General features: G+C 73.7%; 14 protein-coding genes. 5 read left to right on the top strand and 9 right to left on the bottom strand.

From position 1 onward, the window contains the following. Positions 1-72 precede the first annotated feature (72 nt). Positions 73-813 carry an IclR family transcriptional regulator gene (locus ACIQ9P_RS18240; protein ID WP_402357014.1) on the bottom strand — a complete coding sequence of 247 codons (741 nt, stop codon included), beginning with the start codon at positions 811-813 and terminating at the stop codon, positions 73-75. Between the two features lie 266 nt (positions 814-1,079). Here ACIQ9P_RS18240 and aceB point away from each other — a divergent pair, with 266 nt between their 5' ends. Beyond that, positions 1,080-2,729 carry a malate synthase A gene (aceB, locus tag ACIQ9P_RS18235; RefSeq protein WP_402356413.1) on the top strand — a complete coding sequence of 550 codons (1,650 nt, stop codon included), beginning with the start codon at positions 1,080-1,082 and terminating at the stop codon, positions 2,727-2,729. 187 nt (positions 2,730-2,916) lie between these two features. Here aceB and ACIQ9P_RS18230 read toward each other — a convergent pair whose 3' ends face one another. Then, complete coding sequence (locus ACIQ9P_RS18230) at positions 2,917-3,927, bottom strand: ArsR/SmtB family transcription factor (protein ID WP_402356410.1); 1,011 nt, start codon at positions 3,925-3,927, stop codon at positions 2,917-2,919. Positions 3,928-3,982: 55 nt separating this feature from the next. On the opposite strand from ACIQ9P_RS18230, the gene ACIQ9P_RS18225 reads away from it, so the two are divergent. Further along, entirely contained in the window at positions 3,983-5,278 is a 1,296-nt protein-coding gene (locus tag ACIQ9P_RS18225; protein ID WP_402356407.1) for an MFS transporter, read from the top strand. A gap of 247 nt (positions 5,279-5,525) precedes the next feature. On the opposite strand, the gene ACIQ9P_RS18220 is transcribed toward ACIQ9P_RS18225, so the two are convergent. The 7 genes from ACIQ9P_RS18220 to ACIQ9P_RS18190 form a co-directional block, all read right to left on the bottom strand. Next, a complete protein-coding gene (locus ACIQ9P_RS18220; RefSeq protein WP_402356404.1) occupies positions 5,526-6,911 on the bottom strand; it encodes an 8-oxoguanine deaminase in 1,386 nt (461 codons plus the stop codon). A 55-nt stretch (positions 6,912-6,966) separates the two neighbouring features. Further along, positions 6,967-8,436: a nucleobase:cation symporter-2 family protein gene (locus tag ACIQ9P_RS18215; RefSeq protein ID WP_402356401.1), complete on the bottom strand. Its 1,470-nt coding sequence runs from the start codon at positions 8,434-8,436 to the stop codon at positions 6,967-6,969. 246 nt (positions 8,437-8,682) lie between these two features. Beyond that, the gene (gene pucL / locus ACIQ9P_RS18210; RefSeq protein ID WP_402356398.1) at positions 8,683-9,603 is read right to left on the bottom strand and encodes a factor-independent urate hydroxylase; all 921 of its coding nucleotides are present in this window, start codon (positions 9,601-9,603) and stop codon (positions 8,683-8,685) included. 28 nt (positions 9,604-9,631) lie between these two features. Continuing rightward, positions 9,632-9,967 carry a hydroxyisourate hydrolase gene (uraH, locus tag ACIQ9P_RS18205; protein WP_402356395.1) on the bottom strand — a complete coding sequence of 112 codons (336 nt, stop codon included), beginning with the start codon at positions 9,965-9,967 and terminating at the stop codon, positions 9,632-9,634. A gap of 95 nt (positions 9,968-10,062) precedes the next feature. Further along, positions 10,063-10,566 (bottom strand): 2-oxo-4-hydroxy-4-carboxy-5-ureidoimidazoline decarboxylase, encoded by a 504-nt coding sequence (uraD, locus tag ACIQ9P_RS18200; protein WP_402356392.1) that lies wholly within the window; start codon positions 10,564-10,566, stop codon positions 10,063-10,065. Positions 10,567-10,768: 202 nt separating this feature from the next. Further along, entirely contained in the window at positions 10,769-11,149 is a 381-nt protein-coding gene (locus tag ACIQ9P_RS18195; protein ID WP_402356389.1) for a helix-turn-helix domain-containing protein, read from the bottom strand. After that, positions 11,146-11,463: a thiamine-binding protein gene (locus tag ACIQ9P_RS18190; RefSeq protein ID WP_402357011.1), complete on the bottom strand. Its 318-nt coding sequence runs from the start codon at positions 11,461-11,463 to the stop codon at positions 11,146-11,148. Before ACIQ9P_RS18190 ends, ACIQ9P_RS18195 begins: the two co-directional genes overlap by 4 nt. A gap of 250 nt (positions 11,464-11,713) precedes the next feature. On the opposite strand from ACIQ9P_RS18190, the gene ACIQ9P_RS18185 reads away from it, so the two are divergent. From ACIQ9P_RS18185 to ACIQ9P_RS18175, 3 genes are all read left to right on the top strand, one after another. Then, on the top strand, positions 11,714-12,565 hold the full coding sequence (locus ACIQ9P_RS18185) for a TIM barrel protein (protein ID WP_402356386.1): 852 nt from the start codon (positions 11,714-11,716) through the stop codon (positions 12,563-12,565). A 117-nt stretch (positions 12,566-12,682) separates the two neighbouring features. Continuing rightward, on the top strand, positions 12,683-13,570 hold the full coding sequence (locus ACIQ9P_RS18180; protein ID WP_402356383.1) for a 2-hydroxy-3-oxopropionate reductase: 888 nt from the start codon (positions 12,683-12,685) through the stop codon (positions 13,568-13,570). A gap of 393 nt (positions 13,571-13,963) precedes the next feature. Continuing rightward, positions 13,964-15,106 carry a glycerate kinase gene (locus tag ACIQ9P_RS18175; RefSeq protein WP_402356381.1) on the top strand — a complete coding sequence of 381 codons (1,143 nt, stop codon included), beginning with the start codon at positions 13,964-13,966 and terminating at the stop codon, positions 15,104-15,106. The last annotated feature ends 76 nt before the right edge of the window (positions 15,107-15,182 follow it).

Below are 15,182 nucleotides of genomic sequence, written 5' to 3'. Positions count from 1 at the left end.
CCCGCCCTCGGACGGCTCCACGGGTGGCTCGAACGGGTGAACGTCCGGGCGCGTCGCCGCGCCGACGGATCGTCAGGGAGCCAGCACCCGGCCCAGCCGGGTCGCGATCCCGTGCATCACCGGCACCAGCGACGCCGCGCCGGCCTGCTCCTCCAGCGCCCTGATCCGGGCCTCCGGGCCGGAGACGGACAGCGCCGTCGGGGTCGGCGCGCCGGGGACGGCCAGGGCGATGCAGCGCACGCCGATCTCCTGCTCCTGGTCGTCGACCACGTAGCCGCGCTCGCGCGCCTCGGCGAGCTGCGCCATCAGCTCCTGCGGGTCGGTCACGGTGTGCGGGGTGTGCGCGGGCAGCGGGTTGGGGCCGAGGACGGCGCGCGCCTCCTCCTCCGGCAGCTGCGCCAGCAGGGCCTTGCCGACGCCGGTGCAGTGCGGCTGCACCCGGCGGCCGACCTCGGTGAACATCCGCATCGAGCGCCGCGACTGCACCTGCCCGACGTAGACCACCTCGCCGCCCTCCAGCACCGCCAGGTTGGCGGTCTCGCCGGTGGCCTCCATGAGTTCGGCCAGGTAGGGGCGGGCCCAGCTGCCGAGCAGCCGTCCGGCGGTCTCGCCGAGCCGGATCAGTCGCGGGCCGAGGGTGTAGCGGCGGGCGGTGTCCTGGCGGACATAGCCCTGCTGCACGAGGGTACGAACCAGGCGATGGATGGTGGGCATCGGCAGTCCGGAGGAGGTGGAGAGCTCGCTGAGCGTCGCCACGCCGCCCGAGTCGGCGAGCGCCTCCAACAGTTGGAAGGCCCGTTCGACGGACTGCACGCCGCCGGTGCGCTCCTGCGCCGCCTTCGGGACACCGCCCCCGGCGCCGCCGCCCGCGCCGCTCCCGGTGCTCCCCGTGTTCTCACCGCTCTCGCTGCTCTCGGAGTTCTCACTGCTCTCGGAGGTCGGGGCCACCGGCGTTCCCTTCGCGGTCGGAGGAGGAGTACAGTCCCAGCGATCATCTCAACAAACCGTTGAAATTCTGTATCGCGGAAACTAGTCTCCACCTTACAGAATCAAGCCCTCCACTTAGGAGTGTCCTGCTCATGGCTGCAGATCAGGGACCCGGAGCTTCCCCCACCGCTCCGGTCGTCACGGTCGCGGGTCCGCGCGTCCACCGGGCCGAGGAGGTGCTCACCCCGGAGGCGGTCGCCTTCGTCGTCGGCCTGCACCGCGCCTTCGAGGGCCGGCGCCGCGAGTTGCTCGCCCGCCGCCGGGAGCGCCGCGCCGGGATCGCCCGCACCGGCGCCCTGGACTTCCTCCCCGCGACGGCCGACGTCCGCGCCGCCGACTGGCGGGTCGCCGAGGCGCCGAAGGCGCTCCAGGACCGCCGGGTCGAGATCACCGGCCCCACCGACCGCAAGATGGTGGTCAACGCGCTCAACTCCGGCGCGAAGGTCTGGCTCGCCGACTTCGAGGACGCCACCTCCCCGACCTGGGACAACGTGGTCAGCGGTCAGATCAACCTGATCGACGCCTTCGAGGGCCGGATCGACTTCAGCACCTCCGCCGGCAAGAGCTACACGCTCCGGCCGGCCGCCGAACTCGCCACCGTCGTGGTCCGCCCCCGCGGCTGGCACCTCGACGAGAACCACCTGCTGGTCGACGGCGAGCCCGTGGCCGGCGCCTTCCTCGACTTCGGCCTCTACTTCTTCCACAACGCCGCCCGGCTGCTCGCCCGCGGCGCGGACGACCCGAACTCCGGGCCGTACTTCTACCTGCCGAAGACCGAGAGCCACCTGGAAGCCCGGCTCTGGAACGACGTGTTCACCCACGCGCAGGCCGAACTCGGCATCCCGCACGGCACGGTCCGCGCCACCGTGCTGATCGAGACCATCACCGCCGCCTTCGAGATGGACGAGATCCTCTACGAGCTGCGGGACCACGCCGCCGGTCTCAACGCGGGCCGCTGGGACTACCTGTTCTCCATCGTCAAGAACTTCCGCGACGCCGGCGAGCACTACATCCTGCCGGACCGCAACACCGTCACCATGGCCTCGCCGTTCATGGCCGCGTACACCCGGCTGCTGGTGCGGACCTGCCACCGGCGCGGCGCGCACGCGATCGGCGGCATGGCCGCGTTCATCCCCAGCCGCAAGGACCCCGAGGTCAACGCGGCCGCGCTGGAGAAGGTCAAGGCCGACAAGGACCGCGAGGCCGGCGGCGGCTTCGACGGCTCCTGGGTCGCGCACCCGGACCTGGTCCCGGTCGCCCGCGCCTCCTTCGACGCCGTCCTCGGCGGACGCCCGCACCAGAAGGACAACCCCGGCCCGGCCGAGCCGGTCACCGCCGAGCAGCTGCTCGACATCGCCGGCGCCGGCGGCAGCTGCACCCGGCACGGGCTGCACAACGCCGTCCAGGTCGGCGTCCGCTACATCGAGGCGTGGCTGCGCGGCCTCGGCGCGGTCGCCATCTTCCACATGATGGAGGACGCCGCCACCGCCGAGATCTCCCGCTCGCAGATCTGGCAGTGGATCCGCAACGACGTCGTCCTCGCCGACACCGGGGAGAAGGCCACCGCCGACCTGGTCCGCCGCCTGGTCGCCGAGGAGCTGACCGCGCTGCGGGCCGAACTCGGCGACGACGCCTACGCCGCCGGGCGCTGGCGCGAGGCCGCCCAGCTCTTCGAACAGGTCGCGCTGGCCGAGGAGTTCGTGGACTTCCTGACCCTGCCCGCGCTGCCCCTGCTCGGCTGAGGCCCACGCTACCGGCCGGGCCGCGCCGACCCTCCCCGCCAGGTCGGCGCAGTCGGCCCGCCGGGTGCGCCGTTCCGTACGGCGACACGCGGCAGGGCGGCACGCGGCGCGGTAACACGCGGCAGGGCGGCACGCGACACGCGGCACGGCGCCGCGCGGGCCCCGTCGGCGCGCGGCGCCCCGCCCGTCACCCGTCGCGGCAGGTCAGCGCGTCACCGAGGGCGCTGCGCCGGTAGAGCACCCGGCGGCCGTGCCGGGTGCGGTCCAGCAGACCGGCCGCGGTCAGCGCCCCCAGATGGCGGCTGACCGCGCCGGGCGTCACCCCCAGCCGGTGGGCGAGTTCGGTGGTACTGGCGGGCGAGGCCAGCAGGACCAGCAGCCGCGCCCGCGCCGCCCCGACCAGTCCGACCAGCGCGGCCGGCGCCCGCCCCGGCCCGGCCGCACCGGTCAGGCCCTCCGCCATGGTCGCCCGCCCGCGGGCCGGATAGGCGATCAGGGGCGGGCCGTCCTGGGTGATGTCGGTCTGCGCGCCCCGCCCGGCCAGCGTCGGGATCAGCACCAGGCCCCGCCCGGCCACGTCCACCGAGGTGCCCAGCGCCTGCACCGCCGGATTGCTGTCGTTCAGCCGCAGCACCCCGGCCCGCCACGAGATCCGGCCGTCGAGGTCCGCGAACAGCCCCGCCGAACCACGCTCCGAGAGCATCCGGCCCCGGTAGGAGAGGTCCGCCTCCAGGACCTCCCGCGCCCGCGGCCACCACGCGGGCGCCAGACAGCGCGTCCAGTACGCCGACAGCGCCTCCGCCACCCGGTCCCGCAGCGCCGCCGGGTGGTCGACCAGCGCGGCGAGCAGCGGCGGCAGCGGACTCCCGTCGCCCGAGTAGGCGGCCAGCACATCCGTCCTGACCTCCTCCGGCGGTGTCCGGGCCAGCTCCGCCAACTCGTCCCGGAAGTCGGGCCGGGGTACCGGCGGACGGGGGGTCAGGAAGTCCGGCACGAAGGCGTTCGGCGTGATCAGCGCGTCCAGCAGCGCGGTGTCCAGGGTCTCCCAGCGGTCCTGCCAGCCGGCGATCCACGGCTGCTGCTCCGGGTAGTACGACGGCCAGCGGCGGGCGCGCAGGCCGAGCACCGCCTCCTGCAACGGGGAGTAGGCGAACCAGGTGGCGGCGAGGTCCTGGACCCCGAGGCGGAACTCGAACATTGACCGTAACGGTAAAAGAATTCCGCCCGTCCGGGAACCCCGCTGTGCTTGGGCCATGACCTCCTCCCCCCGTACGGGGGCGCGCCCGCGCGCCTCCGGTCGACGACTCCTGCCCACCGACCCGCTGCTGCGCCGACTCGTCCTGATGGGGCTGGTGAACTCCGTCGGGGACGGGCTGTTCGTCACGGTCAACGTGCTGTTCTTCACCCGCTCCATCGGACTGACACCCGCCTCGGTGGCGCTCGGCCTCACCGTCGCCGGTGTCTGCGGGGTGTTCGCCGGGGTGCCGATGGGGCGGTTGGCGGACCGGGTCGGGACCAAGCGGCTGCTGCTGGTGGTCGGGCCGCTGGAGGCGGCGGCCGTGCTCGGCTACGCCTTCGTGCACTCCTTCGCCGCCTTCGTGGTGCTGGCCTGCGCCGCGACGGCGCTGTCGCGCGGGGCGGCGGCGGTGCGCAGCGCGCTGATCGCCCGGGCGCTGCCCGCCGAGGGGCAGGTGCGGGCGCGGGCGCTGCTGCGGTCGGTGATGAACGCGGGCCTGGTGGTCGGCTCCGGCGGCGCGGCGGTCGCGCTGCAGGCCGACAGCCACACCGGGTACGTGACCATGCTGGTGCTGGACGCGGTGAGCTTCCTGGGGGTGACCGTGCTGCTGGCGGGCCTGCCGGTGGCGGCCACCGCGCCGACCGCGACCACGGCGAACGCCTCGGCCGCCGCCGGTGACGCCCGGCGGCCCCGGACGGCGCTGCGCGACCGCCGGTACCTGCTGGTCACGGCGCTGCACGCGGTTCTGGAGCTCCAACTCGCGGTGCTGACCGTGGGGTTGCCGCTGTGGATCGTACTCGGCACCGGGGCTCCGGCGGCCGTGGTCGCGGCCGTCAACGTGGTCAACTGCCTGCTGGTGGTGCTGTTCCAGGTACGGGCGAGCCGGGGCGTGACCGATGTGGCGTCGGCGGCGCGGGCGTGCGCGCGGGGGGCGCTGCTGCTGGCGGGCGGGTGCCTGGTGTACGCGGCGGCGCAGTACGGCCCGGCGTGGGCGGCGGCCGGCGCGCTGCTGGCGGGGGCACTGGTGCACACCCTGGGCGAACTGCTGACCTCGGCGGGCGGTTGGACGCTCAGCCTGGACCTGGCGGATCCGCGGGCGCACGGGGAGTACCAGGGGGTCTTCATGAGCGGGCAGGCGGCGGCGCACGTGATCGGTCCGCTGGTGGTCACGCTGACGGCGGTGGACCACGGGGCGGTCGGCTGGGTGGTGCTGGCGGGGGTGTTCGCGCTCGCCGGGCCGGCCCTGTCGGCGGTGGTGCGGGGAACGGCGGTCCCGGGTGCCGCCCCGGGCGCGGCCGTCCGCGTCGGCTGAGCCCGGTCGGGACCGCCGGGAACCGGTGCGGGCGCCCCACGGGGGTGGGAGCCGGCACCGGTGCGGCGGGCACGCCGCGGCCCCGGACCCTCGCCGTGGGTCCGGGGCCGCGGTCCGCCGTCCGGGCGGGCGGACCGGGAGGGTCCGGGGCCGTCCGGGCGGCGGAGTCCGGGTGACGCACCGTCCCTGGTGCGGCCCGGAGTCCGGGTGGAGCGGTGAGGCGGTAAGTGATGACCGGTCGGACCGGTCAGACCGGTCGAGCGGCGAGCTCCTTGGCGGCCCGGGCGCAGGCGAGCGCGATCCGGTCCTCGTTCACCGTGGTCAGCTGCCCCTTCTCGACGACGGCGTTGCCGTTGACGAAGAGCACGGCCAGCGGCGGCAGCGCGCCGAGGGCGAGCGCGGCGACCGGGTCGGCGATCGAGGAGTGCATGATGCCGTCGACCTTCCACAGCGCGAGGTCGGCGAGCTTGCCGGCCTCGATCGAGCCGATCTCGTTCTGCCGGCCGAGCACCCGGGCGCCGCCCATGGTGCCCAGGCGCAGCGCCTGCCGGGCGGTGAGCGCGGTCGGGGTGCCGTGCAGCCGGTTGATCAGCAGGGCGTTGCGCAGTTCGGTGCCGAGTTCGCCGGATTCGTTGGAGGCGGTGCCGTCGACGCCGAGGCCGACCGGGACGCCGGCCGCCAGCATGTCGGGGACCCGCGCGATCCCGGCGGCCAGGCGGGCGTTGGAGGAGGGGCAGTGGGCGACGCCGGTCCCGGTCTCGGCGAACTTGGCGATGTCGGAGTCGTTCATGTGGACGCAGTGCGCCATCCAGACGTCCTCGCCGAGCCAGCCGACCGACTCGAAGTAGTCGGTCGGGCCCATCCCGAACAGCTCCTTGCAGAACGCCTCCTCCTCGGCCGTCTCGGAGCCGTGGGTGTGCAGCCGGACGCCCTTGCGGCGGGCGAGTTCGGCGGACTCGCGCAGCAGCCGGGTGGAGACCGAGAACGGCGAGCAGGGCGCGAGCGCGACCCGCAGCATGGAGTCGGCGGAGGCGTCGTGGTAGCGGTCGACGGCCTCCTCGGAGGCGGCGAGGATCGCGTCCAGGTCCTCGACGGCGTGGTCCGGCGGCAGGCCGCCGTCCTTCTGGCTGCGGTCCATCGAGCCGCGCAGGGCGGTGAACCGCAGGCCCAGCTCCTGGACGGCCTCGATCTCGGCGCCGAGGATGTCGCCGCCGTCCTTGGGGAACACGTAGTGGTGGTCGGCGGCGGTGGTGCAGCCGGACTTGAGGAGTGCGGCGGCGGAGCCCTGGGCGGCGGCGTGCACGAGCCGGTCGTCGATCCGGGCCCAGGTCGGGTAGAGGGCGACCAGCCAGTCGAAGAGGATGTTGTCCTGGGCGAGGCCGCGGGTGATCCACTGGTAGAAGTGGTGGTGGGTGTTGACCAGGCCGGGGGTGACGAGGTGGCCCTCGGCGTTGATCCGGCGTACCACGTTGTCCAGCCAGCCCGGGGCGGGGCCGTTGCCGACCGACTCGATCCGGTTGCCGAGGACGACCACGTGGCCGCGGGCGTACTCGGTGTCGTGGGCGTCGACGGTGGCGATCGCGGCGTTCTCGATGACGATCCGCTGATCGGCGGGCGGGGGCTGGACTGCCATGGTGACTCCAAGGGGGAGGGCCGGGCGGGCACGGGGCGCATGCCCGCCCGGTGGGTCAGGACGGTGACGGGGTCGCCGTCGGCACCGACGGGTCGGACGACCCCTCGGTGGCGGTTCGGCGGGCGGCGCCGAGGTGGTGGAACAGCAGGTTGAGCAGGACGGCCGCGACGCAGCCGGCCGAGATGCCGGAGTGGAGCAGGGTGCGGGCGGCCTCCGGGAAGGCGTCGTAGAAGGTCGGCGCGGCGATCGGGATGATCCCGACGCCGAGCGAGACCGACACCAGGACGGTGTTGGCGCCCGAGTCCAGGCCGGCGTCCGCGAGGGTGCGGATGCCGCTGGCGGCGACTGTGCCGAAGAGCACGATCCCGGCGCCGCCCAGGACGGGTTGCGGGACGAGCGAGACGACCGCGCCGAGCACCGGGAAGAGCCCGAGCAGGACGAGCAGTCCGCCGCCGGTGGCGACCACGAACCGGCTGCGGATCCCGGTCAGCGCGACCAGCCCGATGTTCTGGGCGAAGGCGCTGGCGGCGAAGCCGTTGAAGACCGGGCTGACGGCGGTGGCGAGCCCGTCGGCCCGCAGTCCGGCGGCGAGGGTCTTCTCGTCGGCCTCGCGGTCGACGATCCGTCCCAGGGCGAGCATGTCGGCGGTGGACTCGGTCATGGAGACCACCATGACGATGCAGAGCGAGGCGATCGCGGCGGCGTCGAAGACCGGCGCGCCGAAGTGGAAGGGCGAGGGCAGGGCGAAGATCCGGGCCTCGTGGACGGCGCCGAAGTCGGCCAGCCCGAGCGGGAAGGCGAGCAGGGTGCCGACGGCGAGGCCGACGAGCAGGGCGAGCTGCTGCCAGAAGCCGCGCAGCAGCCGGTTGCCGAGGACCACCGCGCCGAGGGTGAGCGCGGCCAGCCCGATGGCCTTGGTGGAGCCGTAACCGGGGGCGTCCGGCGAACCGCCGCGGGCCCAGTTGACGGCCACCGGCAGCAGGGACACCCCGATGAGGGTGATCACGGTGCCCTGGACGACCGGGGGGAAGAACCTGATCAGCTTGCAGAAGTACGGTGCCGCGAGCAGGCACAGGACGCCCGCGACGATCACCGCGCCGAAGATCACCGGGAGGGCGTCCTTCGGCCCGTGCTCCTTCGCGATGGCGATCATGGGGGCGACGCCGGCGAACGAGACGCCGTTCACGAACGGCAGCCGGGCGCCGATCCGCCAGACGCCGATGGTCTGGAGCAGGGTGGCCAGTCCGGCGGTGAAGAGGCTGGCCGATATCAGGAGGGCGAGTTCGGCGGGGCTCAGGCCCACGCCGGCGCCGACGATGAGCGGGGGAGCGACGACTCCCGCGTACATCGCGGCGACGTGCTGGAGCCCGCTGGTGAGGAGCCTCACCGGGGGCAGCAGCTGGTCCACGGGGTGGACCTCCGGTCCGGACGGCGTGTCGGCGAGGCGTGCCGGGGCGCCGTCCGGACCGGACGTTCTGGTGGGGGTGGAACCGCCGTCGGTGCTGCCGGTGTTGCTGGGTGCCATGTCGAGCCCCTCTTGTGCCTCGGCTCTCGGCGCGCCCGTGACGCTGGAGGTGTCCCGAGGGCCGGGACGGCGGTGCAGAAGTCCCTCGGGGCGGGTTCTCCAGCTCCCCGGGCCGGGCGCCGTGAGGGTGGGCACGGTCTCCGATGGGTGGGGGTGGAGAAGCAGGTGGTGCGGGGTGGCGCGGGTGCTCCCGGCGCGTGCGGGGTGCGATGTGCCGGGCGGAGCGCCCGGGGGTGCGCCGGCGGGTCAGACGACCGGGATCACCGGGACCACGCCCTCGCGGTGCACGGTGCCCTCGATGAGGCCGTACATCCGGTCGGCGGCGTAGTAGACCTCGTTCTCGTTCTTGAGCCCGAACGGCTCCAGGTCGACCAGGAAGTGGTGCTTGTTGGGGAGTTCGAGCCGGACCTCGTCGACCTCGGCGCGGTTGTTGAGGACGCGGGTGCCCATCGCGTGCAGGGTCTGCTGCAGCGAGTAGGAGTAGGTCTCGGCGAAGGCTTCCAGCAGGTGCCGCTTGATGTGGGTGTAGCTGCGGTTCCAGTTCGGCTGGGCCTCGTCGTCACGGCCGGTGAAGCCGTACTTCCAGCGGGCGGTGACCTGGGTCGCGAGGATCCGGTCGTACGCCTCCTGGAGAGTGGTGTACTGGTCCTTGATGTAGCCCCAGAACTCCGAGTTGGTGGAGTTCAGCACGACCAGGTCCTTCAGTCCGGAGATCACCTGGACGGAGTCCCCGTCGTAGACGATCTCGCTGGTGCGGACCTCCTGGCCGGTGCGGACGAAGGAGTGCCCGACCTCCTCGGAGCCGATGAAGCGGGCGCTGCTGTCGGGGGTGCGGATCCGGTCCCAGGAGTACTCCTCGATCCGGATCCGGGCCCGGTGCACGACGCCGCGCTCGGTGTCGTCGACGAAGTGCCGGGCCAGGAGGATGCCGAACGCCTCGGCCGAGTCGATCCCGTACTCCTTGGCGAAGGCGAAGACGGTGTTCTTGGTGGTGTCGGTGGGCAGGCAGTTGGCGTTCGACCCGGTGAGGTGGACGTCCTCGAACTCACCGGAGAGGGCGACCGAGACGTTCAGGTCCTTGATCTCGTGGCGGGTCGAGTCGCGGTAGACGCGGACGATCCGGTTCTCCGCCTTGCCGTACTGGTTCTGACCGAGCACGTGGGCCATGACATGGCTCCCATATCAATCGATCGGTCTAGCTTCCGCGGTAGACCGAGTATCCGAACGGGTTCAGCAGCAACGGCACGTGGTAGTGGTGCTGCGCGGGCGCGACCGTGAAGACGATCGCGACCTCGGGGAAGAACGGCGGTTCCTCGGACGTCCGGGCGTAGTACGCGGCGGTGTCGAAGAGCAGCCGGACGACCGAGCCCGCCTCCGCGGCCGGCAGGTCCTTGGCCCGGCCGTCGGAGTCCGTGGCGGAGGTGCCGAGCACCTTCCAGCCACCCTCGGTGTGCAGTGCGAGCTCGACCGGGACGCCCTCGGCCGGGCGGCCGAGGCTGGTGTCGAGCACGTGGGTGGAGATGCCAGTCATGGGTGGGTGACCTTACTGATGGCAGAGGTGGTGCGGGGGAGCGGTGCGCTGCGTCAGTGATACCCGAGGCGGTGCCGGACGGGCCGGACCGACCGTCAGTTGTCGTCGAGCAGCCGGTTGATGCGGATGTCGTTGATCTTCCGCAGTTCGCCCCGGACGATCTCCGCCTCGGTGGCGGGGTCGTTGGGCCGGCGCTCGCGCAGGGCGTCGAGCATGGTGGCCGCGGTGCGGCCGGTCGCGCAGATCAGGAACACATGGCCGAACTTGGCCTCGTAGGCGGCGTTGGCCCGGCGCAGTTCGTCGAGCAGGGCCTCGTCGGCGCCGTCGACGCCGGCCTGCTCGCGTTCGGAGGTGGCGTCGCCCGGCTTGGGCGCGCCGATCCGGGCGTGGCCGGCCATCGCTTCGTGCAGGTCGGAGAGGGAGAGCCCGGCCATCGCCTCGGCGTTGGCTTCGAGCAGGGCCCGGCGGTCCTTCCACGGTCGGGCCGCCGCGACGGCGTCGGCCCAGCCGGGGCTGGTGCAGACGTCCAGCAGGATCTCCCTCAGCTCGGCGGAGTCGGTCGCCGCCAGGGCGTCAAGGGCGTGGGGGTGGTTGGTCACGGGTGGACCTCCTGGAGAGTGGTGCCACCCGCACAAGCTAGATCGGTGGGATCGGGCCGTCAACACTTTGTTGAACGGTTGGTGATTACGTTTCGCGACGGCCCTGGTCGCGGGGTGTTTCGTGTGTGATGAGACAAGTGCGCCCCGCCGGGGCCCGGGTCAGACTGGCCGGGCCGGCGGGGCGCGCCCCCTGCGGGAGGGGTCAGTTCGGCTTCGCGCCGTCCTGGCGGTTGAGGTAGTTGTACACGGTGAAACGGCTGACGCCGAGAGCCGTGGCGACCGTCTCGACGCCGTGGCGGACGGTGAAGGCGCCGCGCTCCTCCAGCAGCGCCACCACGCGCTGCTTCTCCCAGCGGTCCAGCTCGGTCAGCGGGCGGCCGTCGAACTGTCGGGTCATCTCGGCCAGCAGCCGGTCCAGCGCGCTGTTGAGGTGCGGCAGCCGGACGGCCAGCGCCCGTTCGCCCTCCCAGTCCAGGACGACGTCCTCGGCCTTCGCCTCGTCCAGCGGGACGGGCGTCGCGCCGACCGCGTCCAGCAGCGGCTTGATCGCCGCGGCGAGCGGGTGCTCGGTCTGCTCGGTCACGGCGTACCGCCCTCCCCGACCGTGCTCGCGCCCCCGGTCCCGGCCCCGTTGTCGGGCCCGGTCCCGGACCCGGCCTCGGCCTCGGTGTCGGCGAGGACGCTGACCTGGACCGAGATCCGGGTCGCGCCGGCGTCCAGGCTCTCCCGGAGCAGCTTGGACACGGCGGCCAGGACCTGGTCCGCCTCGCCCTCGGCGCCGGTGCCGAAGGGGCCGACCGCGACCGCGAGGCCCGCCTCGTCGACCGCCTTGCGGGCCGCCACGGCGTGCGGCGGGAACGTGTCCAGTTCGAACGGTTCTGTCGTGAACTCCACCATCAATCGCACCCGCCCACTCTAGCGAGCGGGTGTGCGGCGGTGGGCCGGTCCTCGGGGTGCTCCTGGCTCGCCCCGGTCGCTCCCCGGGTCGGGCGCGGGTCGGACGCGGGAGGTGGCACGGGGCTTCAACAATTTGTTGCAGATGCCTTGACAGTCGCTCGATGGCCCGGACATGCTTCCACCAGACAGAATCCCTCTTCCGGATCGTGGAAGTTGCGGATGTCGGAAGAGAGAGTACGAGGTGATGGACATGGCCGCCGAACCGAGCGCCGCCTCCCGGCACAGCTTCACGGTCAACCTGTCGATCCTGTTCGGCGAGCTCCCGCTGCTGGAGCGCCCGGCCGCGGCGGCCGCCGCCGGCTTCACCGCCGCCGAGCTGTGGTGGCCGTTCGGCGCCGAGCACGACCCGTCCGAGGCCGAACTCGACGCGCTGCGCAAGGCGTTCACCGACGCCGGCGTCCGTCTCACCGGTCTCAACTTCCTCGACGACCTGTCCCTCGGCGCCCGGGGCACCGTCTCGGTGCCCGCGGAGCGCGACCGCTTCCGGGCCAATGTGCCCGTCACCGCGGCGCTCGCCGCCTCGCTCGGCACCCCGGCGCTGAACGCCCTCTACGGCAACCGCGTCGAGGGCGCCGACCCGGCCGAGCAGGACGCGCTCGCCCTGGAGAACCTCGTTCTCGCCGCCCGGGCCGCCCACGGGATCGGCGCGATCCTGCTGGTCGAGGCGCTGAACCGGCCGGAGTCCCCGGACTACCCGCTGGTCTCCGCCGCCGCCGCGGTCGAGGTGGTGGACAAGGTCAACGCCGCCACCGGCCTGGGCAACGCGAAGTTCCTCTGCGACCTCTACCACCTGGCCCGCAACGGCGAGGACCTGGCCGCGGTCATCGACACCTACGCCGACCGGATCGGCCACGTGCAGATCGCCGACACCCCCGCCCGCAACGAGCCGGGCACCGGCGGGCTCGACTTCGAGGACCTGTTCGCCCGCCTCACCGCCGCCGGTTACACCGGCCGGATCGGCCTGGAGTACCGGCCGTCCACCGGCGTCAGCGCCGACAGCTTCGAGTGGCTCGCGCGGGAGCACCGCGCGGCGGCGTTCTGATCCCCTCCCCACCCCCCGCTTCCCCCGCACGCACGCGCACCGCGCATGTGCACCACGCACCACGCACGCGCATCCACGCACTCGCACGCACTCGCACGCAACAGAAGGAACGACGCGATGAGCCGCAAGATCGCCTTCATCGGCCTCGGCATCATGGGCAGCCCGATGGCCGCCAACCTGGTCCGGGCCGGCCACCACGTCACCGGCTTCAACCTCACCCGGCCGCAGATCGACGCCCTGGTCGCGGTCGGCGGCCACGGCGCCGACAGCATCGCCGACGCGGTGAAGGACGCCGAGGTCGTGATCACCATGGTCCCGGCGGACCCGCACGTCGAGCAGGCCGTGCTGGGCGAGGGCGGCGTCCTGGAGAGCGCCCGTCCGGGCACGCTCCTCATCGACATGTCGAGCATCACCCCGCAGACCTCCATCAAGGTCGCGGCCGCCGCGAAGGAGAAGGGCGTCCGGACCCTGGACGCCCCGGTCTCCGGCGGTGAGGCGGGCGCGGTCGAGGCCGTGTTGTCGATCATGGTCGGCGGCGCCGCCGAGGACTTCGCCGAGGCCGAGCCGCTGTTCGCCGCGCTCGGCACCACCGTGGTCCACGTCGGCCCGGCCGGCGCCGGCCAGACCGTGAAGGCCGCCAACCAGCTGATCGTCGCGGTCAACATCCAGGTACTGGCGGAGGCCGTGGTCTTCCTGGAGAACGCGGGCGTGGACCTCGCCGCCGCGCTGGACGTGCTCGGCGGCGGCCTGGCCGGCTCGACGGTGCTGAACCGCAAGAAGGCCAACATGCTGGACCGCGAGTTCGCCCCCGGCTTCCGGATCGACCTGCACCACAAGGACATGGGCATCGTCACCGACGCCGCCCGGGCCGTGGGCGCGGCGCTTCCGGTCGGCGCCGTCGTCGCCCAGCTGGTCGCCTCCGCCCGCGCCAACGGCGACGGCTCCCTCGACCACTCGGCGCTGCTGCGCGGCGTCGAGCGGCTCTCCGGCCGCGAGGTGAAGTAGCCCCGCCGGCCCCCAGAGCTCCTCCCGGTGGCGTGACCTGTCCGGTCGTGCCCGCGCCACCGGGAGGCCGACCGGCGGCCGTCGGCCGACGACGTTCGTCGGCCGCCGGCCGACTCCAGACCCGATCGGCGGGCGGGCCGGGGCTCATCCGCCCGCCCGTCGATCGATCCAGACCGCGACGCGCCCACCCTCACCGGGGCACTTCGGTCGTGCACCCGGCGCGTCGCACCGGCTCCCTCCCTCACCGAGGGGAGCCCCTCGTCACTGTCGGAAGCGGGACGAGGGGAACGGCGGGGAGGGAGCCGCCCCGGCGCACACTCCGGCTTCCCGGGCCGCCCGGGGCCCATGCTTGACGAACCATTGCCAGACCAGCCCGGAAGTGAGGCCCACGCCATGCCCGCCACCCCCCACCAGGGCCATGTGGTCGTAGCTCCCGACAAGTTCAAGGGCACCCTCGAAGGCGCCGAGGCGGCGGCCCGGATCGCCGCCGGCATCCGGCGTGCCGCGCCCGGCACCGAGGTTCGCGAACTGCCCGTCGCCGACGGCGGCGAAGGCACCCTGGCCGCCGCCCTCGCGGCCGGCTTCACCCGGGTCGCCGCCAAGGTGGCCGGCCCGACCGGCCTGCCGGTGGACGCCGCGCTCGCCGTCCGGGGCTCCACCGCCGTGGTCGAGCTGGCCCAGGCTTCCGGCCTGTCCCGGCTCCCCGGCGGCCGGACCGCCCCGCTCGCGGCCGGCTCCTACGGTGTCGGCCAGCTGATCGCCCGGGCGGTCGCCCAGGGGGCCCGGCGGATCGTCCTCGGCCTCGGCGGCAGCGCCGGCACCGACGGCGGGGCGGGCATGCTGCAGGCCCTCGGGGTCTCGCTGCTCGACTCCGACGGCGTGGAACTCCCGCCGGGCGGAGCGTCGTTGCGTCGGCTGGCCCGGATCGACCTCGGCACCTCGGGCCGGGTCCTGGACGGGGTCGAGGTGGTCGTCGCCTGCGACGTCGACAACCCGCTGCTCGGCCCGCGCGGGGCCGCCGCCGTCTACGGCCCGCAGAAGGGCGCGAACGGCGAGGACCTGCTGGTCCTGGAGGAAGGTCTGACCCGGTTCGCCGACGTGGTCGCCGCCGCCGTCGGCCGCGACGTCCGCGAGGCCCCCGGCGCCGGGGCCGCGGGTGGGGTCGGCTTCGCCGCGCTGGCCCTGCTCGGCGCCACCATGCGACCCGGCATCGAGCTGCTGCTCGATCTGCTGGGTTTCGACGGGGCGGTGCGTGGGGCACGCCTCGTCGTCACCGGCGAGGGCTGCCTGGACGCGCAGACGCTCCACGGCAAGGCCCCCGCCGGAGTCGCCGCGGCGGCCGCCCGGGCCGGGGTCCGGGTGGCCGCCGTCGCGGGGCGGGTCGAGCTCTCCGAACGGGAGTGGCGGTCGGCCGGCTTCGTCGCGGCCTACGCGCTCGCCGAGTTGGGCGAGACCCCGGGCGAGGGCATGACCAGGGCCGGGGAGCTGGCCGAGGTCGCGGGGGAGCGGCTCGCCGCCGACCTCCTGCGCGGCTGAACCCCGCCCGGGTTCCGCTCCCCGGGCCACCGGTCCCGGCACCCTTCGGCCGAACCGCTCGTACATTCATCCATTG

Origin of the sequence: Kitasatospora sp. NPDC094019 (assembly GCF_044764505.1) — a bacterium.
GTDB lineage: Bacteria > Actinomycetota > Actinomycetes > Streptomycetales > Streptomycetaceae > Kitasatospora.
This window is presented reverse-complemented; position numbering and strand designations above follow the sequence as displayed.

What these genes read in the sequence shown, in the direction of transcription:
- aceB (WP_402356413.1), top strand. Translation starts at nt 1,080, where the DNA reads ATGGCTGCAGATCAGGGACCCGGAGCTTCCCCCACCGCTCCGGTCGTC.
- ACIQ9P_RS18230 (WP_402356410.1), bottom strand. Translation starts at nt 3,927, where the DNA reads ATGTTCGAGTTCCGCCTCGGGGTCCAGGACCTCGCCGCCACCTGGTTC.
- ACIQ9P_RS18225 (WP_402356407.1), top strand. Translation starts at nt 3,983, where the DNA reads ATGACCTCCTCCCCCCGTACGGGGGCGCGCCCGCGCGCCTCCGGTCGA.
- ACIQ9P_RS18220 (WP_402356404.1), bottom strand. Translation starts at nt 6,911, where the DNA reads ATGGCAGTCCAGCCCCCGCCCGCCGATCAGCGGATCGTCATCGAGAAC.
- ACIQ9P_RS18215 (WP_402356401.1), bottom strand. Translation starts at nt 8,436, where the DNA reads ATGGCACCCAGCAACACCGGCAGCACCGACGGCGGTTCCACCCCCACC.
- pucL (WP_402356398.1), bottom strand. Translation starts at nt 9,603, where the DNA reads ATGGCCCACGTGCTCGGTCAGAACCAGTACGGCAAGGCGGAGAACCGG.
- uraH (WP_402356395.1), bottom strand. Translation starts at nt 9,967, where the DNA reads ATGACTGGCATCTCCACCCACGTGCTCGACACCAGCCTCGGCCGCCCG.
- ACIQ9P_RS18190 (WP_402357011.1), bottom strand. Translation starts at nt 11,463, where the DNA reads ATGGTGGAGTTCACGACAGAACCGTTCGAACTGGACACGTTCCCGCCG.
- ACIQ9P_RS18185 (WP_402356386.1), top strand. Translation starts at nt 11,714, where the DNA reads ATGGCCGCCGAACCGAGCGCCGCCTCCCGGCACAGCTTCACGGTCAAC.
- ACIQ9P_RS18180 (WP_402356383.1), top strand. Translation starts at nt 12,683, where the DNA reads ATGAGCCGCAAGATCGCCTTCATCGGCCTCGGCATCATGGGCAGCCCG.
- ACIQ9P_RS18175 (WP_402356381.1), top strand. Translation starts at nt 13,964, where the DNA reads ATGCCCGCCACCCCCCACCAGGGCCATGTGGTCGTAGCTCCCGACAAG.